The 23,091-nt window shown below is 40.6% G+C and carries 27 protein-coding genes, 1 pseudogene and 2 riboswitches; of the genes and pseudogenes, 10 read left to right on the top strand and 18 right to left on the bottom strand.

Annotation, left to right across the window (positions count from 1 at the left end; all coding sequences use genetic code 11):
- The first annotated feature begins 162 nt into the window (after positions 1 to 162).
- The 3 genes and pseudogenes from FD05_RS01780 to FD05_RS01770 all read left to right on the top strand — a co-directional run.
- On the top strand, positions 163 to 429 hold the full coding sequence (locus FD05_RS01780) for a type II toxin-antitoxin system prevent-host-death family antitoxin (RefSeq protein ID WP_020281409.1): 267 nt from the start codon (positions 163 to 165) through the stop codon (positions 427 to 429).
- Positions 426 to 773, top strand: coding sequence for a type II toxin-antitoxin system RelE/ParE family toxin (locus tag FD05_RS01775; protein ID WP_020281410.1), 348 nt, complete (start codon positions 426 to 428; stop codon positions 771 to 773). Before FD05_RS01780 ends, FD05_RS01775 begins: the two co-directional genes overlap by 4 nt.
- A 310-nt stretch (positions 774 to 1,083) precedes the next feature.
- Positions 1,084 to 1,419: pseudogene (locus FD05_RS01770) on the top strand (zinc-binding dehydrogenase); the annotation flags it as partial.
- Positions 1,420 to 2,463: 1,044 nt separating this feature from the next.
- Here the strand turns inward: FD05_RS01770 and FD05_RS01760 are convergent.
- The 15 genes from FD05_RS01760 to thiE all read right to left on the bottom strand — a co-directional run bounded on the left by FD05_RS01760 (position 2,464) and on the right by thiE (position 12,760).
- Positions 2,464 to 3,234 carry an ABC transporter permease gene (locus FD05_RS01760; RefSeq protein WP_020281412.1) on the bottom strand — a complete coding sequence of 257 codons (771 nt, stop codon included), beginning with the start codon at positions 3,232 to 3,234 and terminating at the stop codon, positions 2,464 to 2,466.
- A gap of 4 nt (positions 3,235 to 3,238) precedes the next feature.
- Positions 3,239 to 4,126 carry an ABC transporter ATP-binding protein gene (locus FD05_RS01755; RefSeq protein ID WP_020281413.1) on the bottom strand — a complete coding sequence of 296 codons (888 nt, stop codon included), beginning with the start codon at positions 4,124 to 4,126 and terminating at the stop codon, positions 3,239 to 3,241.
- A 14-nt stretch (positions 4,127 to 4,140) separates the two neighbouring features.
- The gene (locus FD05_RS01750; RefSeq protein WP_020281414.1) at positions 4,141 to 4,488 is read right to left on the bottom strand and encodes a hypothetical protein; all 348 of its coding nucleotides are present in this window, start codon (positions 4,486 to 4,488) and stop codon (positions 4,141 to 4,143) included.
- Entirely contained in the window at positions 4,485 to 4,715 is a 231-nt protein-coding gene (locus FD05_RS01745) for a helix-turn-helix transcriptional regulator (protein ID WP_020281415.1), read from the bottom strand. Before FD05_RS01745 ends, FD05_RS01750 begins: the two co-directional genes overlap by 4 nt.
- 210 nt (positions 4,716 to 4,925) lie before the next feature.
- Entirely contained in the window at positions 4,926 to 5,237 is a 312-nt protein-coding gene (locus tag FD05_RS01740) for a hypothetical protein (RefSeq protein WP_051990620.1), read from the bottom strand.
- The gene (locus FD05_RS01735; protein WP_020281418.1) at positions 5,231 to 5,692 is read right to left on the bottom strand and encodes an ABC transporter permease; all 462 of its coding nucleotides are present in this window, start codon (positions 5,690 to 5,692) and stop codon (positions 5,231 to 5,233) included. Before FD05_RS01735 ends, FD05_RS01740 begins: the two co-directional genes overlap by 7 nt.
- Positions 5,685 to 6,590, bottom strand: coding sequence for an ABC transporter ATP-binding protein (locus FD05_RS01730; RefSeq protein ID WP_020281419.1), 906 nt, complete (start codon positions 6,588 to 6,590; stop codon positions 5,685 to 5,687). The genes FD05_RS01735 and FD05_RS01730 overlap by 8 nt, the downstream gene beginning before the upstream one ends.
- A 52-nt stretch (positions 6,591 to 6,642) precedes the next feature.
- Entirely contained in the window at positions 6,643 to 7,224 is a 582-nt protein-coding gene (locus tag FD05_RS01725; RefSeq protein ID WP_020281420.1) for a helix-turn-helix domain-containing protein, read from the bottom strand.
- A 332-nt stretch (positions 7,225 to 7,556) separates the two neighbouring features.
- Positions 7,557 to 7,778, bottom strand: a complete 222-nt coding sequence (locus FD05_RS11925; RefSeq protein ID WP_020281421.1) for a peptidase S53 — start codon at positions 7,776 to 7,778, stop codon at positions 7,557 to 7,559.
- A gap of 402 nt (positions 7,779 to 8,180) precedes the next feature.
- Positions 8,181 to 8,585: a putative periplasmic lipoprotein gene (locus FD05_RS01715; RefSeq protein WP_152436173.1), complete on the bottom strand. Its 405-nt coding sequence runs from the start codon at positions 8,583 to 8,585 to the stop codon at positions 8,181 to 8,183.
- A 31-nt stretch (positions 8,586 to 8,616) separates the two neighbouring features.
- Positions 8,617 to 8,859: a helix-turn-helix domain-containing protein gene (locus FD05_RS01710; protein WP_039932983.1), complete on the bottom strand. Its 243-nt coding sequence runs from the start codon at positions 8,857 to 8,859 to the stop codon at positions 8,617 to 8,619.
- Positions 8,860 to 8,875: 16 nt separating this feature from the next.
- Positions 8,876 to 9,388, bottom strand: coding sequence for a hypothetical protein (locus FD05_RS01705; protein ID WP_039932985.1), 513 nt, complete (start codon positions 9,386 to 9,388; stop codon positions 8,876 to 8,878).
- A gap of 382 nt (positions 9,389 to 9,770) precedes the next feature.
- Positions 9,771 to 11,162: a hypothetical protein gene (locus FD05_RS01700; protein WP_223602591.1), complete on the bottom strand. Its 1,392-nt coding sequence runs from the start codon at positions 11,160 to 11,162 to the stop codon at positions 9,771 to 9,773.
- A 5-nt stretch (positions 11,163 to 11,167) separates the two neighbouring features.
- Positions 11,168 to 11,899 carry an ABC transporter ATP-binding protein gene (locus FD05_RS01695; RefSeq protein ID WP_020281426.1) on the bottom strand — a complete coding sequence of 244 codons (732 nt, stop codon included), beginning with the start codon at positions 11,897 to 11,899 and terminating at the stop codon, positions 11,168 to 11,170.
- Between the two features lie 228 nt (positions 11,900 to 12,127).
- Positions 12,128 to 12,760, bottom strand: coding sequence for a thiamine phosphate synthase (thiE, locus tag FD05_RS01690; RefSeq protein WP_020281427.1), 633 nt, complete (start codon positions 12,758 to 12,760; stop codon positions 12,128 to 12,130).
- A gap of 142 nt (positions 12,761 to 12,902) precedes the next feature.
- Positions 12,903 to 12,995, top strand: a riboswitch (TPP riboswitch).
- Between the two features lie 129 nt (positions 12,996 to 13,124).
- Here thiE and thiS point away from each other — a divergent pair.
- The 6 genes from thiS to FD05_RS01660 all read left to right on the top strand — a co-directional run bounded on the left by thiS (position 13,125) and on the right by FD05_RS01660 (position 18,305).
- A complete protein-coding gene (gene thiS, locus FD05_RS01685) occupies positions 13,125 to 13,322 on the top strand; it encodes a sulfur carrier protein ThiS (RefSeq protein ID WP_020281428.1) in 198 nt (65 codons plus the stop codon).
- A gap of 26 nt (positions 13,323 to 13,348) precedes the next feature.
- Complete coding sequence (gene thiF, locus FD05_RS01680) at positions 13,349 to 13,996, top strand: sulfur carrier protein ThiS adenylyltransferase ThiF (RefSeq protein ID WP_039933012.1); 648 nt, start codon at positions 13,349 to 13,351, stop codon at positions 13,994 to 13,996.
- A gap of 13 nt (positions 13,997 to 14,009) precedes the next feature.
- Complete coding sequence (locus FD05_RS01675; RefSeq protein ID WP_020281430.1) at positions 14,010 to 14,786, top strand: thiazole synthase; 777 nt, start codon at positions 14,010 to 14,012, stop codon at positions 14,784 to 14,786.
- A 10-nt stretch (positions 14,787 to 14,796) separates the two neighbouring features.
- On the top strand, positions 14,797 to 16,017 hold the full coding sequence (locus tag FD05_RS01670; RefSeq protein ID WP_039932987.1) for a M20 family metallo-hydrolase: 1,221 nt from the start codon (positions 14,797 to 14,799) through the stop codon (positions 16,015 to 16,017).
- A gap of 17 nt (positions 16,018 to 16,034) precedes the next feature.
- Positions 16,035 to 17,282: a dicarboxylate/amino acid:cation symporter gene (locus FD05_RS01665; RefSeq protein WP_039932988.1), complete on the top strand. Its 1,248-nt coding sequence runs from the start codon at positions 16,035 to 16,037 to the stop codon at positions 17,280 to 17,282.
- A 201-nt stretch (positions 17,283 to 17,483) separates the two neighbouring features.
- Positions 17,484 to 18,305, top strand: coding sequence for a hypothetical protein (locus tag FD05_RS01660; protein WP_020281433.1), 822 nt, complete (start codon positions 17,484 to 17,486; stop codon positions 18,303 to 18,305).
- A 174-nt stretch (positions 18,306 to 18,479) separates the two neighbouring features.
- On the opposite strand, the gene FD05_RS01655 is transcribed toward FD05_RS01660, so the two are convergent.
- Together FD05_RS01655 and FD05_RS01650 are read right to left on the bottom strand one after the other, a co-directional pair.
- Entirely contained in the window at positions 18,480 to 18,725 is a 246-nt protein-coding gene (locus FD05_RS01655) for a hypothetical protein (protein WP_020281434.1), read from the bottom strand.
- 72 nt (positions 18,726 to 18,797) lie between these two features.
- Entirely contained in the window at positions 18,798 to 19,142 is a 345-nt protein-coding gene (locus tag FD05_RS01650) for a hypothetical protein (protein WP_020281435.1), read from the bottom strand.
- A gap of 108 nt (positions 19,143 to 19,250) precedes the next feature.
- Between FD05_RS01650 and FD05_RS01645 the strand changes: the two genes are divergently transcribed.
- Positions 19,251 to 20,765 carry a multicopper oxidase family protein gene (locus tag FD05_RS01645; protein WP_020281436.1) on the top strand — a complete coding sequence of 505 codons (1,515 nt, stop codon included), beginning with the start codon at positions 19,251 to 19,253 and terminating at the stop codon, positions 20,763 to 20,765.
- 57 nt (positions 20,766 to 20,822) lie between these two features.
- Positions 20,823 to 20,989, top strand: a riboswitch (M-box (ykoK) riboswitch).
- Positions 20,990 to 21,652: 663 nt separating this feature from the next.
- Here FD05_RS01645 and FD05_RS01640 read toward each other — a convergent pair.
- Positions 21,653 to 22,951, bottom strand: coding sequence for a cation:dicarboxylate symporter family transporter (locus FD05_RS01640; protein WP_039932991.1), 1,299 nt, complete (start codon positions 22,949 to 22,951; stop codon positions 21,653 to 21,655).
- Positions 22,952 to 23,091 lie beyond the last annotated feature (140 nt).

The raw sequence follows: 23,091 nt of genomic DNA, 5'->3' as shown, positions 1-23,091 counted from the left end.
TTTTCCTCCTGTCGCTTACTATTTGTAAGTATGATAATAGATTATAGTAATTTGGGGGAAATTGCAACTAAAATAGCTGATGAAGTTACCTCAAGAAGTTATGTTCACATTTCGTTGCAAATTTGCAGCGTCTTGCGTATACTTACATCAGGAGGTGGATATATGAAAACACCAAATCTCGGTATTAAAAACATCAAGCCCATTTCTGAGCTGCGTTCTTATAATAAACTTTTAGCCGAAGTAACACCTGACAATCCTGTCATTCTGACTAAAAATGGCTATGGTAAGTATGCGATTGTTGATATTGATGAGTTCGAAAAGTTTGAGCAAAACCAAGTAGCTAATGAGTTGATCCAAATTGTTGATCACGCACGCAAAGGCTCCTTGCATTCACTAAAAGATGTTGAAAAGGAAATCATGGGCCGATGACGTATTCTTTAAACCTTTATGATGATGCCGTAAATGATCTAAAATCAATCACCACTTATTTGGATAATCAGTTTGACAAATCTGTCAGCGACAAAATATTATCAGACATTTTTAACCAACTCGAAAATTTAAGAGACTTTTCAAGAGCTGGCAAACCCACAGAAACTATCACAAGCAAAATTAGTTTGGCAGGGGTTTACTATCTTAGAACTCCCAAGAACACAGTCTTATATGAAATTGATGATAATAAATTAGCAATTAACGTCCTTCGTATTTTAGATAACCAACAGGATGTTGCTGTTCGATTGACCAAATATCTGATTGATTATAAGTCAAAAAAATAATGTATTACAAAACGTCTCTCAGCAGCTGCCGAGAGACGTTTGTCGCGTTTCCCAGGTCATTGCGTTACGACTGTCCTTTATCAATCAAAAAAACACCCGCAAAGGACAACAGACCACGTACTAATCATCTCATGTGAGCGCAACAACCCCATTTTGATTGTCAAAAATTATTATGGTATATTTGTCTACAAAATATGAGGTGACACCATGACAAATGCCAATATTGAAATACGGCCATTAAGACAAGATGAATTAATTCAATTCTGGCAGCTCGCTTTTAGCGACCCTCAAGCGGAATGGACAAAGTGGAACGGTCTTCGACGGTGTCGGCAGTACCATTCCTTTGAGCTTGAAATTAGCAAGGAGAAAGGGCAAAGTGGTCTTTTTTGGAATGGCCGGCGGCAACCCACCCCGAATTGATTTGTTAGATGTCATGGAAAAATCTCAGATTATTGCCACTGGTGACTTGTGGGATTATCTCACCAGTTTTGAAGAACGACAAAAGCGAAGTAAACGATTATTTGATTATTTTTTTAATGGAAACATAAATTTAAACGCCCCAACCATCTTTAAGTTGTCTGAGGGAAAAGAAGCTCATGATCTCTTGGAATCGGGAAAGAGCTCCGGGAAGATATTGTTGGTGTGAAGAGGTGGCGACTTGGTCCACAATGAAATGGCAATCTCGTTTGAAGAATCATTAATATTGTTTCAACGTGTTTTATAATTTTTGCCGTTACTAAAGGGCAACCCCTATTTTACTGAAAATATGGATTGTCCTTTTATGTTGTCTAAAAGCTAAATTCTAAAACGCAAAGGCCTCAGCTGCATAAACACAGTAACTGAGGTCTTGTTAGTCTGGCACCTGGTCCTTGAGCTGCCCAAACGTGATCATATTTGAAAAAAATAAGTGTAAAGAGGCTTGTTGAGTTGATAAATTGTGCTTGAAGCCACGAGCTGAATCACTGCATTATCAATAGTACAGTCCGACCGTAAACCCTATTAAAAAGGCTAATCCAATCAGCAGAAGAACTGGGAGTATATGAATCATAAACTGCAACAAGATTTTTAAAATTTGATCTTACCTCGCATTTTAAGTATTAATATAGTAGTGTCCAGTACATGTATCAAACTATGATTTAGCACATTTGTTAATATTCATTGAACTCGGGCTGAATTAGGCATAACACTTCGAACATGAAGGCATTCTTGATATCCGCAATATTCCATTACTCACCATGACACGCAGAGAGGCCGATCAATCAATAATAAAACAATTGATTGATGGGCTCCTTAGCATAAATGGACATTTTTCCTTAAATATTATATTAACAACTATATTTTGCTCCCGTTATGTTTTCTTTGCTCCCTGTATATAAATATTGTTTGGACCACAAATATGATAAACAGGACAATGGCAACAAAGTACCAATTCAATCGGACGTCTGTACTGCCTGATAGTGTCACAAAGAAATAAATTAGGAATCCACTGCTTACCCATGATAGAAATATGCCAAAGCTCTTTATGATTACTTGCATGACTGTTTCCCCTTCCTGTTAATCTTTCATCAAAGTCACAGGGTCACTAAGTTTAACTAGCCTGACTTTCCAACACTCACAGTTAATCTAATGTGAATGTTGCATATCTACTGAAATATTGATAAAAATTATAATTGGTCATGTTTCTGAAGGATCAGACAGTTCGATGCTGGAACACAAGATACCCTGCTGCCAATATTAAAACAATATAGACGAGATTTCCTGAAAATAACTGAGTCAATGTCAACCGGGTCAGATGAATTTCACTGGGAGAAAGAATTTGATCCGGATATTGTAGCATATTCAAAGGATTCCATTTTAGCCATGGCCATTTAATAACTAGCTGGGCACTCATCCCAGACATTATATTAGTGACAAAAGAACCGATAATTCCAACAGAAATCGCAGCAGCAGAATTCTTAAACAAATTACTGAGAAGTATTACAATGCTTAAGATCAACCATACTGTTAACAGGTTGGCAAGATCAACCACAATTGTACTCGTCAACACCGTATACCCATGACCTAAGTTTGCACCTAAGTCTACTTTTGGAAACAGGATAAACTTAATTAACAATGAACTAATATTGATCCAGACAAGCCACGCAATTGAATAAACCAGAAGGGTGATCCACTTGCTAATTATGATTTTGCCACGAGAATATTCCCGATATAGTAAATTTTTAATCGTTCCATATTGGAATTCCATCGTGATGATCGAACTACTTGCAGCAATAAGATAGAAAACTAACAATGTTGTCGCATAGTATCCAGTTGTATAGGTTTCTTGTGGATTGAACACATCTGGATGAATCTTAGCCATTACTGCAAATCCAATCTGAATTACCATCATAACAATTAATGAAATCCATGTACTGTGCTTCTTAAATAACTTAAAAAGCTCTTGTCGAATTAAAATCATCATGACCCTACACCTTCTCTTCTGCCAATACTGTTAGCAACGAGTGTTCTAAGTTACCTTCATTATGCTGAAAATCGATGACTTCGATATTGTTTTCTGAAAGTAAACTTAGTATTTTAGCAACTTCATCTGATTCACTTTCAATAATTGTCAATGGTTGACTGGCAGTAACTTGATATCCTGCATTCACAACAAGACTATTTGCTGCACGGTCGTCACTGGTCTTCAAAATAATAAAGTGACTATCTCGGTTCAACATTTCTTTCATACTTGTATGCTGAATGATTCTGCCTTGCTTTATCACGATTAAATCATCAGCCAGTTTCTCCAATTCACTCAAAATATGTGATGAAATCAAGAAAGTTGTTCCATTCCCAGCCATCTGCTTAATCAAGTCTCTCAAGTCTTTAACCGATTGCGGGTCCAAGCCATTCATTGGTTCATCCAAAATGACTAGGTCCGGCTCATTAACAAGGGCCAATGCGATACCAAGCTTTTGTTTCATCCCCAATGAGTAATGGCCGGCTCGTTTCTTAATGTAAGAATTCATATGAAGCTCAGACACAACCTTTTCAACGTTAGCTGTTGATGTAGCAAATAGTTTCAAATTATCCCAACCTGTGAGAAATGGATATAGACCAGGATATTCAATTAGTGCACCAACTTGCTTCAATGGTCTATGATCTTGAAAAGAAGTATTAGTTCCGGCAACAGTGATCGTCCCTGATTGATAATCCGACAATCCCAGAATGTCCTTCATAATCGTCGACTTTCCTGCGCCGTTTGGGCCGACCAACCCAACAATTGTTCCACTTTTAATATCAAAAGAAATGTCATTCAGAACATGTCGAGATCCAAACGACTGGTTTAAATTACTTACAGATAAAATTTTCATTGCTTTGGCCTTCTTTAGTTGCTTTTACGATAGACAGCAAACAGGTAAATGTCTGCAGCTAACATCCCAATTCCATATTTAAGAACCTCAAACTGTTTCAGCAAGTATTCGGTTGGAAATATGCTTTCACACACAATGACGACTACAAAGCACAGCCAGGTTGCCCTTAGATAAATCCGATCAGTTCGCTCATCGCTCTTGCCAATCTTTTTGTAAAGATACCACCAGGCCCCCAGGGCAAATAAAACCTCAATCATAATCAAGGATAAAAATAAGTTATAGTGGTTGTAACTGGAATCCGTCCAAGTCTTCAATGGATAAAATAACCAGGCCGGAATATCAGACAGTGAATGAATTTTCATTGCTCTTCGTCTCCTTTGTGATAATTAAAAATATCAGTAATTGATGCTCCAAAATAATCGGCTAATCGGAATGCCAGAATTAGTGATGGGGAGTAATTTCCTTTTTCCATAACCAATATCGTTTGTTTTGACACGCCAACCGCATCCGCCAGCTCCGACTGTGACAGATGACGTAAAACACGATACTCATATACCTTGTTATCTATCCGATCGTTGCTATCCTTCATTCGACTCATTGACTTACCCCCAATCTTCAAAAGCACCGGTTTCTTTTTGAATTGTCTATATAGTATACCCATCTTTTCTTAAAGTAAAGTATACTTTTCTTTTTGCTATGTTTTATTTGATAACGTTCGAATAAACTTTACTTTTTAAGGTATAAAAAAGTGCTAATCATCAAAAAGATAATTAACACTCAACTCATTTAAATGAGTCACTCAAATACGCTTTTTCTTGAATGCATAATACCCAACAGCAATAAATAATGCCGCCCAAACCAGATTTCCAATAATGAGTTCACCATCACTCAATAATGACGTATGAATCGTGCTTGGCGTCAGGAACTGAAAGGCAACATTAAACATATTTCCTGGATTCCATTTAATGATTGAAGAACCATTGCCGACCATGCGAATTAACAAATTCGAAATAGGCGTTCCCATAAAAATAAATAGTAAACCAACTACTGCGGCAATTGAGTTTGTGCGGCTTAAACTGGCAATTAAGAACACAATTGTAATGATCAGCAAACAAGAAAAAAATTACTAAATAAAAATGTCATCAGGTTTTGCATTACTGTTTGATTGTTATCATATATCGCCCCAAATGGGTGAGTTGATCCATATGAAATATATTTAACAACGATGGTAAAAATAAACATAAAGCCATGTAGGACAACACAATACGCACTCACAACCATCATCTTGGTAAAATAAATCAAGAAACGATTGTTGTGCTGGGCAATCATATGTTTAATTGTGCCATGTTCAAATTCCATCGTAACGATGTTAGCACTAGCAATAATCAGCAAAATATCCAACCACTCTCCGCCAGCAAACGATTGAGTGGTGTAATAATTCAAGTCTCCAGTGTGCTTGCTTGAGATTCCAACAAAGAGCATCAACCCAAACAAAACCAGTGGCGAAAACAAGATGCCCTTTTGATGAACCAACTTAAAGAATTCCTGCTTCAATAAATCAATCATTGTGAACCCCCCTTGAACCCTTAATATAACGTAGAGTAGCTGTCTCAAGATCCATCCCCTGATGGGAAATATCCAGCAATTCAATATGGTTTTCAATTAAAACGGTCAGGAAATCATTTAACTGACGTGCGGAATTATCAATCTGAATAGAACTTCCATTATCAGCAACAACAAAGCCATGTTGAAGCAACAGCTTTTTTGCAGCCTTATTGTCATTGGTTGTGAGAATATAAGACCTTTGACCGAGACCCCGTAGCTCTGGCATTGTGGTTTGAAAAACCATTTTACCATTATTAATTAGAATGATATCATCGGAAATCTTTTCGAGCTCGCTTAAAATATGACTAGAGACAATAAAAGTGATTCCTCGCTGAGCTTCGGACATGATTATCTTTCTAAGATCCAAAGTTGCCATCAGGTCCAGTCCATTCATAGGTTCATCTAAAATTACTAGCTCTGGCTTGTTAATTAACGCTAATGCAATCCCAAGCTTTTGCTTCATACCAAAAGAATATCTTGTAACTTTTGAGTTGATATACTTTCCCATACCCATTAAGTTCACGACGTCAGCTACGTCAGCCTTTGTTGCTGAATATAGCTTAAAATGCTGCATGCCTGTTAGAAATGGATAAATCGATGGGCTCTCAATTAAGGCACCAGTTTTGGAACTCATTTGGTTAACGTTCTTGCTCGTAATTTTCTGCCCTTCAAAATAAAGGGCGCCTTGTTCATATGGATAAATGCCTAGGATACATTTCATAATGGTAGACTTTCCAGATCCATTAGGACCGACCAAGCCAACGACATGTCCTTTGGGGATATGAAAAGAAAGGTTATCCAAAACCTTATGTTTGCCAAATTGTTTCGTTAAATTCTTAAACACCAAAATATCAGACATCACAATCTCTCCTAATAATGCAGAATGTGATCAATATTTGGCTAGAAGGAACTCACTTCAACTCAAACTTGTGGCGAAAAATTAAGAACAAATTAAGCAATCCCAGGTATCCGGAAAATCCAATACCATATTGTAAACCGAACCCCATATTAAATACATATACATATGCGCTAACAATTGCCACAATCACAAATATTATATAGGCTCCAAGGAACAAATCAGATTTTAAAGAATGAATTCCTCTTATTCCTTTTCTGCTTGCTAAAATTCTTAACCCAAGTATCCAGAAAATCAGGATATCGGCCAGAAGAAATCCAGCACGAGTCGAATACTGAGTTACCCGTTCAGCTATAATGATTGCAAGCATCACTACTAATGAATTACGGGTAAACCGTATAATCCCAGAATTTTGGTTTTGATCAACCTTATCAGCATCCGACACTAATTGATCCAGTGAAATATGATAAATTTTGGCCATTTGACGGAGAATATCAATATCAGGACGATTACGACCAGTTTCCCAACCAGAAATCGTTTTGCGTGAAACATTCAGTTTGTCTGCAAGTTGTTGCTGAGTGAGTGATGAATTCTTTCTTCTTGCTTTGAGTTGTTGAGCAAAGTGGTCATCAACCATATCGATCCTCCTCAATGTAGTTCCGTCTATTATATGTATCAAGCTATGCTTTAGAGCATGTGGTAATATGGATGCCTTCGATTTAGAGCATCCCTGTCAAATCAGTGCTTATGCGTCTAATTATTGATGATAAGTGTTTGTTTTTCGGCCACTATTTGGTTTGCGGAAACCGAAAACCTATCTTGAATCCGTTGTTAAATAACATTATATCACTGGCAAGGAAGCAACAAATGGCTTGAAAAAAAACGATTGCTTTGACACATCTGCTCATGCAATTAAGTAAAACAATAGAGTCACCCTCCACTGTGTAAAGTAAGGATGACTCCATCATGTTATTTATAATCTTCTGCCAGCTTTGCGAAGTCCGTTGTTCCTAATCCACTTGCTTGATTGTAGACTGTTCCTGGCTGACCAGTATAATACAAATTTGAATTATTAGTTGTCCCATTTAATGGGTGGAACGGTGAATCAGATTTCTGGGCTAGCTGATAGATTTGAGCATTCCAGAATCCCATTCGTGCACGACCAGGCTGGCTATTAATAACAGCTGCCATTGCGGCATATTGAGGCGCAACAATACTGGTTCCACCACTTGGAGGCCACTGAACACCATCTTTTTTGTAATATACCTTGTACCCTGTTTCGGGGTAAGCATCTGCAGAAACATCATGCTAATTTCTTCCGGAATCCGTTCCATGGACTAGTGGAGCTCCTAAAACAAACTGATTCATATTTGAGACATAATTTCTTGCATTAAAGGTATTCACACCAGATACCCCTGTTAGTAAGTTGGGGTACTCGTATGTTTATTAAGGCCGCCACTACTGCCTCTCAACCAGCGATCGATTCTATCTGGAGCTTGAACAAGTCTATCCGGATTGCCTACCCTTCGTGAACTTTTGGCTTTATAAATAATTTCTTTCAATCGAGCCGAGTATTATTGATCCCACACAGCTTCAGTTGAAACTGTATGGACTGCTGAATTTTCCATAATCATGTTGGTCCAATTTCCAGACCGAAGTTGGTAAATGTTTTAAAGGATTTAGTTTGACGTATTTATTTGTGTATACAAACCATGTAGAAGTGATATTAGAATTCTTTTGATGGCCAACATACTTGAGCTTGAGCTTAGATCCATGTGGTACTTTATGCATTTTTGCATTTCCACCACCACTGCCAATTTCATCAGAAAAATAACCAATAGCCTTTTTATTGGTCAACGTGACAATTTTTTCGCCAGAATTATTATAAACTTGAATATAATCATAAGAATGTGTCGGCTGGCTCGTGTTCTGAGACTGATTTGAAGAACAACCGCCTAACACTAATAGTGTCAAAATCAACATAATTGCTTTCTTCATTAAGTTTGTACCTCCGAAGTCCAGATAAGTTTTATGATTCATTTGGAAAATTTCCTTTTCCCTCGTTGCTTTCATCAGGAGTGTATTCCAATATATCCCCAGGTTGACAATTTAATGTGGCACACAATTTATTCAATGTATTGAAACGAACCCCCTTTGCCTTGCCTGTTTTAAATTTTGATAAGTTAACAGTTGTTATTCCAATTTTCTCTGCTAATTCTTTTGAAGTCATTTTTTGTTCAACTAAGACTCTGTCTAGATTGACTTGTATCATTATAAGCACCAGCTTTCTAAACGAAATCTTCGTTTTCAGTTTTGAAGGTCAGTCCCTTACGGAAAATAATGTAAACTGTGTAGACTGCAAACCAAGCGAGTAGTTCCGTAATGATAGATTGTCCATGAGAAATTCCAATTTGAAATCGGAAAAATTCCCAGATTATGAGCAAGATTCCATCAGCACCAACCAAGCCCGCAAAGGAATGGGTACATCGCCGTAAGTAATGAAGATTCATAACAGTAAAAAAGTGTTCATGTGAAAATTCATGCAGCATTTTGTAAATCGATAATAGGATAAAAGCCCTTAAAATCAATACGATATACAATACAATTGTTGTCACAATCGTTAAAGAAATCTGATGTTGACTTTCCATAAACGCTCTGGCAGCTCTGGGGTAAGCCGAACTATCGCCATTGAACAACATAAAAATAAATAGTCCTGTTAAAAGCACCATCAATGCACAGCAAAGCCAAAATCCAATATAACTGACAAGTGATAGAAATTTGATTGTTCTTTTTTCATTCACGAAACCATCTCCTTGAAACCATCATAATACGATAATTAATTAATGTATTACGATAATTATGTTTCAAAAAAGTTTATTAACAAACGGAACACACCGAAGATTGATCTCTTTACGGTCTTAACACTATCCAACACAGCACAAAAAAAGTTGTTTAGCCAGTCGCTAAACAACTCCATTTTTCGGTCATTATTTGGTTGTGGAAACCGAAAACCTATTTTGAATCCGTTGTTAAATACTAGAATTCCATCCACTATCTGAAGTGAAGATGACTTTGTTTAGATCACTGTGATTTTAGGAAGTGTGATATTCAAACTCTACCACACAGGCTCGTACCCAAACGCTCAAACTTGTGATAAATTCCAGACAGCTATTAAATGCCCTTTCATCCAATAGCCAAAACATTCTTTTTAGAAAATCTCCATACCTGCCAGCCATCCACGATTACAATAAACAATAGCATTGCAACGAATAGCCACATTGGCCAGTACCAAATTGAAGACATTGAAAGTGTCCGTATGTTATGGGTGTTCATAACGATTTGTCGTACAGTCAAAAATAACGGCAAATTTACAAGTAAGGAAAAAATCAAAAATGTGAAGGAATATATAATTGACTCCCATACCTTTTCTATAAAAGCCCCAACAGCTGTAAATCCCAATAACGACATCAAGTTCAGATCAGCCGCATGCTGTTTGCTTACAATAATCGTAATAGTCAACACATTCGCTAAGATGATGATTAATGGTGCCCCCAAATAAAATGCAAACGAAAGTATGGCATTAATAAATTGTTCTTTTCCCCCACTTCCGGGGAATGTCATCGTAATATAAGTCACCCCAGTCAGTAAGAACTCCCCACCGAGTACTGGCCCAACAAGCGACGAGGCATAACTTCTGTCAAATAAAGTGTTTCGATAAGCCATATTGATATTGGCATCCCTCCGTCGTGGCAAAGTTACAGTCCACCCTTTAATCAACCAAGGTAAAACAATCGGTGTTACCGCGGTGAAGAAAACGATCCCCCAAAATAATATTTCCATCATTGGCCCAACATACTCACTAATCGCTTCCAAATGATAACCATTTCTAATAGTATTTCGTACAAGTGGCGTAACAGTCAAAGCACTATGATAACTCTGTAGCAAAAAGCCTCCAGAAACGACTAAAACGATTAATCGGATAATCGAATATGGACGGACACTACTCTTCTTAAAATTAATCATTTCATTTCGGGTATTGACAAACAGTTTGTGAGAATGCATGAATCCTGCCCCTCCACAAATTACTGTAATAGACAAAACCGTGGCCATCAGTGCGAGCCAAGAAAATGTAAGATTTCCGTCCGGCAACCACGATTTGCCCACCAAACTTTGTGCCCACGAATAGAAATAATTAACTGCTGGGATCGAGATAAAGTATCCAATCACACCACTAGTCGCACCAGTTAAAGCAACTTGGCCACCTATGATCAAGGATAATTGCCGTGGATTTGCTCCTAAAATTTCCCATTGTTGATACTCTCTACTTAAAATTTGGACCATGAGTCTGACAACACCACTCAACACCATAAAAAGAGTAATCAAACCAAATATTGCTGGAAAAATAAATACTGGCGTGGGGTTGTGTGGACCTAGCGCAGCTTGATTTACCATTGCAAAGCTTATCAAGCCGGTATAACTCATACCCATCAAAATACTAGAAATCAGGAAAAGTACACTGGAACCCAACCAAGCTTTCCAGGAATATTTAAATTGTAACCAAATCATTCTAATCATGGTTATCACTTCTCTTCATCGCTCAGAGCTTCAAACAACTCCTGGGCATTCGGTTTATTTAATATTTTTCTTAGCTTTCCATCCCTCAAAGTGATTGCACGATCAGTTCTAGCCGCCATTTCAATATCATGCGTCACCATCACAACGCAAACGCCTTGCTTGGTCAAATCTCGTAGCAATCCAAATATGATCTTTCCAGAAACAGAATCCAAAGCGCCAGTTGGTTCATCAGCAAAAATCACTTTGCAATTAGAAACGAGTACTCGTGCAATTGCAACTTTCTGGCGCTCCCCACCTGAAAGACTTGAAACAAAACTATCTGGATTTGCATCAAAGTTGATACTTTTTAATAATTGATAAATTTTAGCTTTATCAACTTTCTTTCTAGATAACCTTAAGGGCAGAACGATATTATCAAATGCAGTTAGTGCAGGAAGCAAATTATATGATTGGAAAATAAAGCCAACTTTAGTTCGACGAAATACTGCTGACTTAGCTGGGCGAAGCTTGTAAGGATCAATCCCCAAGATATTTACTGATCCAGACGTTGGTTTGGACAACCCAGACATACAATGCAATAACGTCGACTTCCCCGAACCTGAAGGACCCACTATACTTAAAAATTCACCAACATTTGCGGCTAATGAAACTCCGTGAAGAATTTCAAGCTTCTCACTCCTACGACCGGTTGAAACGCTCTTGGCTATATTTTGAATATTGATAACTTTATCGACCATAATGATTCACCGTCCTCTACCAAATGTTTTATCAGGATATTCAACTCAACAAACCCTTCTTAATTGCTATTTTAGTTCATATCTGCGCAAACATCTTAATAGACGATTATTTATATTTCTTATGTTCGAATGCCCATTAAAGTCAAACAATAAAGCACTTAAATGCTCTTCATATTGTCAGATGCATTTAAGTGCCATGTTAATCTGTTCAAATAAATATTTCTAAAATTACCCAATCGCTTCCTCAACCGCATCCCGTAGCTCCCGAGAAGCCTCCGCAGGATCCTGCGCCTTCATAATCGCCGAAACAACGGCCACGCCGTCAACATGCGCGCCATCAATCGCTTCCACGTTATCAGCTTTAAGTCCGCCAATCGCATACACCGGAATATTAACCAAACGTTTAATCTTCCCAAGGGTTTCCACCGAAGTATGGACCGTCTTAACATGGGTGGTGGTTGGAAAAATCGCCCCGGTTCCCAGATAATCGGCTCCCATCTCTTCGGCTGCCTTCGCCTGCTTCAAAGTCTTCGCGGTCGCTCCGATAATTTTCTTTGGTCCAAGAATTTTGCGGGCAACGTCGACAGGCAAGTCGCTTTGACCAAGATGGACTCCGGCCGCATCAACTGCTTGGGCAATATCGAGACGGTCGTCAATCAGCAATGGAATTATATATTTGTCGGTAATTATCTTCACCTTTTGCGCCAACTCAAAAATTTCCCGACTGGTTCCCTCTTTTTGTCTTAACTGAACCATGCCAACACCATTTTGGCATCCCTGTTCAATTGCGTTAAAGAACTGTTCATCCGTTAATCCCGTATGATCCGTCACCAAATACAGTGGTCGATTTGTCACTTTCACAATGATTTCCTCCAATAATTTCGCGTTTGCCATCAGTGTAATTGAAGACTGCCAAAAAGTATAGCAGTATTTCTGACTTGACTTTCAGATTGTAAGCGGTTATAAATAGATTATGAGCTTGTGAGTTTTCAAGCCTAATTGAATATTTCGTCTGGGGTGCCTGAAAAGGCTGAGATAACACCCATCGAACCTGATGTAGTTTGTACTGCCGAAGGAAGAGCGATTTTAACGTCGATTTTATTGTGACTTTAAACCTTCTTTTTGCGGAAAAGAAGGCTTTTCTTTTCTGTAAATTGAATTTTTGAACGACCCGTGCCAAATCAGCGACCTCTTTCTTCGGAACTTGAAGAAAGGGGTCTTTTTTATGGTAATGGTGAATGGTGAGCAGGAATATGGCGTGGTTGGCCAAACAATCACCGAGTTTCTGACTCAACGCAGCGCGCCGATTGAAAATATCGTCGTCGAACAAAACGGCAATATTGTTCACCGTGCTGATTTTGATACCACCAAAATTTCTGAAAATGACAAGCTGGAACTAATTTCGTTCGTCGGTGGCGGCTAGGAGGAAGAATCATCAATATGAAAGAGATGCAGGAACCAGAAATTCAAGGATTAATGATTAACGATGTTTATCAGGGCATGAAGGAACGCAACGTCAAAGACTCAACCGACAAATTAGCAGCGGCACACGTCACCATTGCCGGTGCTGGTGGTTTGGGATCCAACATTGCGATTGCCCTCACTCGAATTGGCGTTGGCCATCTAACTCTGATTGATTTTGACACAGTTGAGCTCAGTAACCTCAACCGCCAACAATTCAAACTCAGTCAAGTGGACATGCCAAAAGTCGTCGCACTCAAACAAAACTTGCGGGAGTTCAATCCGTTTGTGGAAATTACCATTCACCAAGTTGAGGTGACGCACGACAACGTCAAAGACTTATTTGCGGATGCGGATATTATCACCGAAGCATTTGATAATCCGGCAGCCAAAGCAATGCTACTGGATGCGGCCTCGGAATTTTATCCCGACAAACCAATCGTGATGGGAACCGGAATGGCCGGCATTCATAGTTCCAACACCATCATTACCAAGCATCCCCGCAAGAATTTGTACATCGCCGGCGACGGTGAAACCAAAGGCGCCGAAGGGTTAATGGCACCACGGGTCATGATCGCAGCTGGCCACGAAGCCAACATGGTCACCCGTTTAATTTTAGGAGAAACAGAAATCTGAGGAGGATTTATTCATGGCAAACGACAAAGATGAATTAATGATTGGCGGACACGCCTTCACATCTCGATTTATTTTAGGTTCAGGAAAATATTCATACGACTTGATCGATTCAGCAATTAATAACGCTAAAGCCCAAATCATCACGATGGCTTTGCGTCGTAACAAGACCGGCAAGGAAAATATTTTAAATTACATTCCAAAAGATGTCACGATCTTACCCAACACATCCGGTTCAACCAACGCTGAAGAAGCGATTAGAACCGCTCGAATTGCCCGTGAGCTGAGTGGTAGTGACTTTATCAAGTTGGAAGTTGTCCCCGATAAGAAATATTTGATGCCGGACAACTACGAAACCTTGAAAGCCACTGAAGTATTGGCCAACGAAGGCTTCATAGTCATGCCTTACATGCTGCCAGACTTGAACGTTGCTCGCCAATTAGTCGATGCCGGTGCTGCAACCGTTATGCCTTTAGGCGCACCAATTGGAACCAACAAAGGCTTATCAACTAAAGACCTGATCCAAATTTTGATCGATGAAATCGACCTGCCAATTATCGTCGACGCTGGAATTGGCCGTCCAAGCCAAGCTGCCGAAGCAATGGAAATGGGTGCCGCTGCCGTCATGGCCAACACCTCAATGGCAACCGCCGGCAACATTCCGTTAATGGCCGAAGCCTTCAAGCTGGCTGTGGAAGCCGGCCGCAAAGCATATTTGGCAAAACCAGGCCGGGTCATCGAACACGGTGCTGTTGCCTCATCACCACTTACCGGTGTCAGCGCGGTGAAATAGGGGTGGTCAGATGACAACAACCCAGCTCAATGAGCTAACACATCGTTTGGCGACTATCAATGATTTATCTGAGGGTGAAATCGGTCAAAATCGGCTGGTTTATTCGCCTACTTGGATTGAAGCACAAAAACAAGTCATTCAATGGGCGCTGAAACTTGGTTTGACCGTCACCGTGGATGATTTCGGGACCGCCTACATGGACGTTCCCGGAACGGATCACCCCGATCAAGTCATCGCAACTGGTTCACATATTGATACCGTGGCCCAAGGTGGCCGTTTTGATGGCCTTTATGGCGTCCTCGGCGGCATGCAGGCAATTGAAAACTTGTTGGTAACTGAAGGTCACCCCAAGGAAACACTGCGACTGATTTCCTTCAGTGAAGAAGAAGGCAGTCGTTTTCCGGACACATTTACCGGTTCAAAACACTATACCGGCGCCAAAATTAATTTAGCGATGACCGATCCTGATGGTATTCACTTCGATGATGCCAGGCAAACTGCGGTCGCCCAATTAAATCTGCCCGGAGTCAAACACGATTTACCTGATTTACCGGACACATTTACCGAACTCCACATTGAACAAGGTCCAAGGTTAATCGATCATCAGCTCCAAATTGGCTTGGTCACAGCGATTGTTGGCCAAAGACGGTTTACTATCACCGTCAAAGGCATCGCCAATCACGCTGGTACCACCCCGATGGATGAACGAGCCGATGCACTGGAGATGGCTGTTACTTTGATTAGTCAATTGCGCGACCAGGCGCATCAACTTGATTCAGGGTTAACGTTCACGGTTGGTGAAATGCACATTTCACCTAACACATCCAACGTCATCCCTGGTCTGGTGACATTTACCATCGATACTCGCAGCAACGATGAACAGATTTTGGATAATTTTGAACAAATCATCCACCAAGTTGTTGCCCAACATCAAGAGCCAAAGATTACCAGTACCGTTAACCGCTGGGCCAAAAGTGACGTCACCCATTTGGATGACCAATTGCTGGCAGCCAACCAAAAAACTGCTGACAAGCTTGGTTTTAGTTCCACCCAGTTAGCCTCGGGTGCCGGCCATGACAGCCAGATTATGGCCAAAGTGACCCGCACCACCATGATTTTTGTCCCAAGCATTGATGGGATCAGCCATGCGCCTGAAGAAAATACAGGACAAGTTGACTTGCTCCACGGGGTTGAATTATTAACGGAAAGTCTTCACCAACAAGCCTATTAACGTTTGGGGGAAGTAATGTGAAACGCATTAGTATTACGGCACAAATCGGTATTGGTATGATCGGCGGTGCGCTTCTTGGACTGGCATTTGGTCCAAAAATCGCCGGCATCCAATTACTGGGAAATATTTTTCTCCGCTTAATCCAAATGGCTGTGGTCCTGCTGATATTTGGTGCTGTCATTGAAGCCCTTGGTAGTCTGAAATCCGATCAACTGGGAAGATTGGGTGGCAAAACTGCTATGTGGTTCTTAATCACAACACTGATTGCAGCAGTCCTCGGCTTGGGGATTGGTTACGCGGTCAATCCAGGCAGCGGCATCAAGCTGGCTTCGGTCAGCACGTCGGGAACCGTTGCCAAAGCGACAACAAATTTTAGTCAAACTGTCTTGGATTTCTTCCCGACAAATATTTTTGACGCCCTCGCCAAGGGTAACGTGATTCAGGTGATCATTTTTGCCATTTTATTTGGGATCATCCTGAACCGCGCCAATACGGATGGCAAATTCAATCAGGTGTTAAGTTTTGTCAAACAGATGAATCAGTTAACTGTCAAACTGGTCATGCTGGTCATGAAGCTGGCACCAATTGGAATTGCTGCCTTGATGGCATGGGTAACCGCAACCAGCGGGATTAAAGTGATTCTGCCGCTGCTCAAGTTCCTAACCGCATTTGGGATTGGCAGTATCGCTTTCTTGATTGTCCTGTTTGGTTTTATCAGTTGGTACGCCAAAGTCCCGCTGAGAGGATTAGTCCGCGGTTTCTCAAGAATTATTTTGGTGGCCTTCACCACCACTTCTTCGGCGATTTCATTGCCAATTGAAATGGAAGACGCCGAAGATCGACTGGGGGTTGAAAAATCCATCAGTCAGCTGGTCTTGCCACTGGGAATGGCACTGAACAGTAATGGACTGGCGATGTACCTGTCGCTGTCCTGCTTAACATTGACTCAATTGTACGGAATGTCTGTTTCACCAATGTCGATGGTTAAAATCGTTTTGCTGTCAGTGATTGCCTGCCTGGGAACGGTCGTCGTTCCCGGCGGCGGCCTGGTTGCTTTAACGATTGTTGTCCCGACTTTGGGACTGCCATTACAAAGTATCGCCATTTTGGCTGGAATCGATTGGTTCTCCGGGATGTTTCGGACGGTCCTCAACGTGGTTGGAGATACGACAACCGCGATTGCAGTGGCATCGGACGAAAAATTGCTCAATAGAGAACTTTATCGGGTTCATGTCGACAAAATGGCACCAAAGCACAACTTGTGAGATCACTTCTTCGATTTTATGTACCATAGTTTAATGCGGGAAACCGCAACACTTTTCTACCACAAACAAAGGACCCACAGACCAAATGGAAACTGGTCTGTGGGTCCTTTGTATAATTTGCATATAATGCACGCACAAATGACTAAATTTGAAAATTTAATTAAACTATCGGATAATGACTGATTGAAGGGGGATTTAAACATGCAAAAACGATTTGTAAAATTCTTGTCGCTTGCCTTATTGGCGATGGGAATCGGTATGGGTACCCAACAGGTCACTTCTCATGCCTGGACATCGACTAACAAATACACGTGGCGTTCTGGAAAGGACCAGGCAGCAATCTACTATACGAACACCAAAAAGAATGCGTACATCTGGAATTCTCGTTTCACGAAAAAGCTGCACAACTTAAAAAATTATCAGTATACAACTTGGTATGTAAACCGCTCATTTGTCCGGAAGAATAAGGTGTACTATTCGATTAGTAATTTGGGCAGCAAAGTCAAAGGCTATGTTTGGCACGGATATGTAACACCAGCCGTCGTCAAAGACATCAATCGTTTCAATAGCGATAGTGACTATCTCAATTACTTAAACACCGATAAGTCGCAAAAGCTTTCAAGGGCATTACTGAAATTAATCCCCAACGCAAATGTCGGTCTCGATTTATCTAAGCAGGCTGCCATGAACAAAATCACCGATTATCAAGATGTGATCAACTTGGGAATGGTCAGCGGAACGGTAACTGAGGGAATGATAACCACCAAGACGATTGTCCATGACTTCTTAATGGCCCCTAACTCTAGTATCTCTGGCAGAGCAATAACTGTTGGCAAAATGCTGGCTGCAAAAGGATACACCCGTGATAAATTGGCTTCATTAATGAGTCAAGGTTATCAGGTCGGTATTTATGTAAATGACGGTGCCGCAAATTCAGTTGGCAAATCTGGGTATCCAAGTACTATTAGCTTTTCCACATCGGTTCAAAATAACATGGCACTTGTTCTTGCTAAGGCAAAATAATGTTTAAAACAAGATCCGTTTGGTAGATGACTGAATACATTCATCTACTGGACGGGTCTTGTTTGTTTGGTGGGATTTGTTGGTGGTATTTATGAGTGACGAATTCTTGTTTGAGCTTACATTCTCTCTAACCGAAACGTGCTCCGGGGTCAAAACGGGTCTCGTCGCACTCTGTTACTCATGATGTCCAATTCCACCCAGACGTTCAATCGTTTCTTGCCTTAGATAGTAAGGGGTAATTCCATCATCAATGGCCTTGGTCAATAACCCCTGGGCTTCCTTTTGCGCAAGAATTGTCGGTACCTTCAGCGACATCACTGATTTGTTGATAACCATTTGATGGACATCAACGTCAGTCTTGTACTGAAGTTTCTTTGGACTTGCCTTCTTGTTTGATTTTTCGGTCTTTCCTTTAGCCATGAAAATCCCTCCCCACTACTATTTATCTAGCTCAATCATAGCAAATTCACAATTGAAAGTATATTCAAAAGCCTAGTCGCGACTGGAAATCTTTTCAAATTTTTCATGATACCACTGATCCCATGAACCTGTTGCTAAATTGCCATTCTTATCGTACTTTGGGTTGATTACTGAAACAACGTGTTTAAGATCAGTCCCGCGTTGTTTGAGTAAGTCTTTAATCATCTGTTCCGGAGTGAAGGACTTGTTTTCAAAAATGTAGTGGTTAATATCAGCCAAATAATAATCGATCTTGTATTCAGCCAAAATTTCCAAATCATTTTTCTTGAACCATCGAAGGTAAAATTCGATAAAGTCTTCCACTGCTTTATTGGTCGCTGTTTCATCTAACTTGTCGAAAGATATTGCGTCTGCCACAGTGCCACCTCCTCTTGTAATTCCATTATGCCACAAATCCTGTATCACCGTCACATTAAGTAGTAAGATTGAGGTGAATCCAAAAAATAATCAAAGGATGCGGATATTATGTCAGAAAGAAAAGTTTACACGGATTACTTTTTTGATGAACCTGCTTACAATACTCATGATGGTGGGTTTGTACCATTGGAGGAGCCCAAAACACCCCAACAACCGTTAAAAATTCCAGAACTATTGAAGCCGGATAAGGAAACCGATACCGATATGTATTACACGGTAATCGCCCAAACCGGTGAGGTTCAGTTATTACCAGGTAAGAAAACGAAAACGTGGGGCTATAACACTGACCTCTTGGGCAAGACCATTTTGTTCAAAGAGGGCAAGATGATTCATATTACCCTTAAAAATGAACTGCCAGAATTAACCACATTTCACTGGCATGGTTTAAACGTACCCGGTCCTGTTACCGATGGCGGCTGCCATGCACCCGTTTATCCCGGCAAGAGTACCCAGATTGAATTTAAATGTGACCAGCCGGCCGCAACACTCTGGCTGCATGCTCATCCATGTCCATCGACCGCTCAACACGTCTGGAAAGGGTTAGCAACGGCCGTTGTCGTCAAAGACGATGTTGAAAGCAAGCTGCCATTCCCTAGAAACTACGGTGTCGACGATATTCCTGTCATTTTGCAAGACCGTCGCTTCCACAAGGACAACCAATGGGATTACATGGCCGACTATGACCCTGACGGCGTGCAGGGACCAACTGCGATGATTAACGGTACCATTAATCCATACTTTGATGTAACGACACAGCGGCTCAGATTACGCCTCCTGGATGGTGCCAATCGTCGTGAGTGGCGACTACATTTTAGCGATGATCTAAAATTCACTCAGATCGCATCAGACGGTGGTATTTTACCAGAACCAGTTGACTTTACCCACTTGATGCTCACTTGTGCCGAACGAGTTGAAATTATTGTTGACTTTGGCAAATATAAACCAGGCGATGAAGTCACCATGTTCTGTGATGATGTGCCGATCATGCGGTTTAGAATTCATGAATTCGCACCTGACAACACCCAGTTACCTGATCATCTCGTTGATATTCCAGATCCCGATGTGACACCCGGAGCTCCTGTCCACAAGGTTGTGATGTCTGGAATGGATGAAGAAGTCATGATGAACGGTAAGAAGTTTGATATGCAGCGAATCGACGACAAGCAAAAACTCGGTAACGTTGAATACTGGGACATCAGCAACACCAATGATATGACTGGTGGCATGGTTCACCCTTATCACATGCATGGAACTCAATTCAGAGTTGTTTCCAGAAATGGTCATGCCCCTTACGCTAACGAAAATGGTCTCAAAGATACCGTTGGTGTGAACCCTGGTGAAACCGTCCGTTTGAAAGTTTGGTTTAATCATTTGGGTGTCTTCATGAACCATTGCCATATTATTGAACACGAAGATGGCGGTATGATGGCCCAATTTGAAGTCTACGATCCAGATCATCCTAAGCAATATAAGTTGATGGATATGGATACTTTGATGAACGCCTTTGCGAAAGAGCGTGGCGTTAAGGTTGAAGATCTCAACATTCCTGGAATGGATATGTAAGCCTAATTGTTGCGTATGATCGAGTGACGTGATATTATAGCTTATGGAATGAAAAATGAATATAGCTGTTAGGTGAGGCTCCTATGTGAAAAATGCTACTGCTCAGAAACGTCGAAAGACGCCAATGAGTCAGCTGTCCAGGTCAAAGTAAGGCTTGGACTAATGTGGCTGTTAGATATTTAACTACATCACATAGTGCTAAAGCTCAACGACTGGCCTAAGTGTTTTAATGTGTCCAGTCGTTCAGCGGCTGGACACTTTTCATTACCAAAATAAATCTTTGAAGAGGTGAGAGTTATGACAGCAGAATTTATGGACCCAGGAGCGACGAAGCATCAGTCTACCAAGGGAAGCTCGGTTGTGATAACTCTTTCGCAGCTTAGATTTTAACGAGAAATTGTTATCACCGATCTTCCCGAATTAAATAAATGTTTGATGAATCTAAACGTTTTGTTTCTTGCTTAATAGCCTTACAGCTAGATGGTTCACAAGAAATTCCCCGACTTCGTTTGTTTAGAGGATTCAACTTTTTGGGAATTCGGTTATTGCAATTTCTCGGTGGTCTCGAACATATAGGTACTGGCGTACTTGTGGTCGGTCGACTACTCTTAGTCGAAAAACACTTCACCTTTTAGGAAACTAATTGGGGAGGAATCAATTAATCGAACTAAATTGCCACACATAAAACGATAATAATAGTAATTATGAGGACGAAACCTCCAAGAATCCGGTGGAAACTGATTCTTGAACAATGACTGCTATCTTATCGAACAATAACATTATAAGGCCGTCAACGTAAACTCGTTGACGGCCTTTAGTTTGTCTAAATAAAAAAAGTGGCGGTATGCAATGCATATCACCACTCACTATCTTTGACTATTTAGAAGTTACCCGACTTCTTCAACGGCCTTCTTCTTTTTAAATGAAGCAATGTATTTCTTGGATTTTTCTTCGTCAAACTCTTTTTCTGATTTACCAATGACGACTGTTGCAAGTGAATTACCAACAACGTTAACAGCCGTCCGACCCATATCAACAATTCGGTCAATTCCAGCAATGAAGGTTAACCCAGTAACCGGCACACCGATTGTCGAGATAGTAGCCAGTAAGACAACGAATGATGCCCCTGGCACACCCGCCATCCCCTTTGAAGTAATCATCAGTACAACTAGTAAGGTAATCTGTTGACCGATTGTGAGGTTGATGTGGTACGCCTGAGCGAGGAACAGAGCAGCAATCGACTGATAAATTGCGGAACCATCAAGGTTAAATGTATATCCGGTTGGAATGACAAAGGAGACAATCCCCTGGCTTGATCCAAACTTGTCCATTTTTTCAATCATCTTAGGTAGCACAGCTTCGGAACTGGCGGTTGAAAATGCTAAAATGATTTCATCTTTGATCACCAACAGTAAATCAAAAATATTAAAGCCAAATATTTTCGCAACAATTCCCATGACGACTAAAATGAATGCGGCCATCGTCACGTAGGCAATCGCTACAAAATACCCTAGTGGAATTAAAGCGCCAATTCCCATTTCAGCCAAAGCAACACCGATCAACGCACAGACTCCGATTGGTGCAGCATGCATAACCCAGTTGGTCACTTTAAACATCACTTCAGCAACTGCGTTTAGCCCATCGATCAGAATCTTTCCTTTTTCGCCAATTGCAGCAATTCCTAACCCGAAGAATACTGAAAAGAAGATAACCGGCATCATGTCACCATTTGCTAATGATTTGAAGATATTGGTAGGAATAATCCCAATTAGTGTTCCCCAAATTCCAGTGTGTTGAGCAGTTTTGGCAGTTGCCATATACTGACTGATGTCCGATCCATGCAGTGAATGAATATCAATCAACGTTCCAGGATGCAGAACGTTAGCAACAATCATTCCAAGTGCGATGGCAATGGTTGTCATTAGCTCAAAATAAATGATGGTCTTCAATCCAACTCGACCAAGTTTCTTAATATCACCCATACTGGCGATACCAACCGTTAAACATGAAACGACAATTGGTAATACAATCATTTGGATCAAGTTGATAAACATGGTTCCAATGTTCTGCATAACCGTTATTGCGGCGTTATTTTTATAAAAGATAACTCCAAAAAAGACACCAAGTACCAACCCAATAACGATCTGCCAGCCTAAACTCAGCCGGTAAGCTCTATATCGTTTCATAATTTCACCCGTTTTTCTTAAAAATATGTACTATTTTAATATAAAACAAAAGCCTTCAATAGTAAATACCATTGAAGACTTTCTAAATTGCGTGGCAACGTCCTACCCTCGCAGGGGGCGATCCCCCAACTACTCTTGGC

The sequence above is a fragment of the Lentilactobacillus otakiensis DSM 19908 = JCM 15040 genome (genome assembly GCF_001434145.1).
In the GTDB taxonomy this organism is placed as follows: domain Bacteria; phylum Bacillota; class Bacilli; order Lactobacillales; family Lactobacillaceae; genus Lentilactobacillus; species Lentilactobacillus otakiensis.
This window is presented reverse-complemented; position numbering and strand designations above follow the sequence as displayed.

Bases quoted from the DNA above. Each gene is read 5' to 3' on its own strand.
- FD05_RS01780 (WP_020281409.1), top strand. From the start codon at position 163: ATGAAAACACCAAATCTCGGTATTAAAAACATCAAGCCCATTTCTGAG.
- FD05_RS01775 (WP_020281410.1), top strand. From the start codon at position 426: ATGACGTATTCTTTAAACCTTTATGATGATGCCGTAAATGATCTAAAA.
- FD05_RS01760 (WP_020281412.1), bottom strand. From the start codon at position 3,234: ATGATGATTTTAATTCGACAAGAGCTTTTTAAGTTATTTAAGAAGCAC.
- FD05_RS01755 (WP_020281413.1), bottom strand. From the start codon at position 4,126: ATGAAAATTTTATCTGTAAGTAATTTAAACCAGTCGTTTGGATCTCGA.
- FD05_RS01750 (WP_020281414.1), bottom strand. From the start codon at position 4,488: ATGAAAATTCATTCACTGTCTGATATTCCGGCCTGGTTATTTTATCCA.
- FD05_RS01745 (WP_020281415.1), bottom strand. From the start codon at position 4,715: ATGAAGGATAGCAACGATCGGATAGATAACAAGGTATATGAGTATCGT.
- FD05_RS01735 (WP_020281418.1), bottom strand. From the start codon at position 5,692: ATGATTGATTTATTGAAGCAGGAATTCTTTAAGTTGGTTCATCAAAAG.
- FD05_RS01730 (WP_020281419.1), bottom strand. From the start codon at position 6,590: ATGTCTGATATTTTGGTGTTTAAGAATTTAACGAAACAATTTGGCAAA.
- FD05_RS01725 (WP_020281420.1), bottom strand. From the start codon at position 7,224: ATGGTTGATGACCACTTTGCTCAACAACTCAAAGCAAGAAGAAAGAAT.
- FD05_RS11925 (WP_020281421.1), bottom strand. From the start codon at position 7,778: ATGGCAGCTGTTATTAATAGCCAGCCTGGTCGTGCACGAATGGGATTC.
- FD05_RS01715 (WP_152436173.1), bottom strand. From the start codon at position 8,585: ATGAAGAAAGCAATTATGTTGATTTTGACACTATTAGTGTTAGGCGGT.
- FD05_RS01710 (WP_039932983.1), bottom strand. From the start codon at position 8,859: ATGATACAAGTCAATCTAGACAGAGTCTTAGTTGAACAAAAAATGACT.
- FD05_RS01700 (WP_223602591.1), bottom strand. From the start codon at position 11,162: ATGATTAGAATGATTTGGTTACAATTTAAATATTCCTGGAAAGCTTGG.
- FD05_RS01695 (WP_020281426.1), bottom strand. From the start codon at position 11,899: ATGGTCGATAAAGTTATCAATATTCAAAATATAGCCAAGAGCGTTTCA.
- thiS (WP_020281428.1), top strand. From the start codon at position 13,125: ATGGTAATGGTGAATGGTGAGCAGGAATATGGCGTGGTTGGCCAAACA.
- thiF (WP_039933012.1), top strand. From the start codon at position 13,349: ATGCAGGAACCAGAAATTCAAGGATTAATGATTAACGATGTTTATCAG.
- FD05_RS01675 (WP_020281430.1), top strand. From the start codon at position 14,010: ATGGCAAACGACAAAGATGAATTAATGATTGGCGGACACGCCTTCACA.
- FD05_RS01670 (WP_039932987.1), top strand. From the start codon at position 14,797: ATGACAACAACCCAGCTCAATGAGCTAACACATCGTTTGGCGACTATC.
- FD05_RS01660 (WP_020281433.1), top strand. From the start codon at position 17,484: ATGCAAAAACGATTTGTAAAATTCTTGTCGCTTGCCTTATTGGCGATG.
- FD05_RS01655 (WP_020281434.1), bottom strand. From the start codon at position 18,725: ATGGCTAAAGGAAAGACCGAAAAATCAAACAAGAAGGCAAGTCCAAAG.
- FD05_RS01645 (WP_020281436.1), top strand. From the start codon at position 19,251: ATGTCAGAAAGAAAAGTTTACACGGATTACTTTTTTGATGAACCTGCT.
- FD05_RS01640 (WP_039932991.1), bottom strand. From the start codon at position 22,951: ATGAAACGATATAGAGCTTACCGGCTGAGTTTAGGCTGGCAGATCGTT.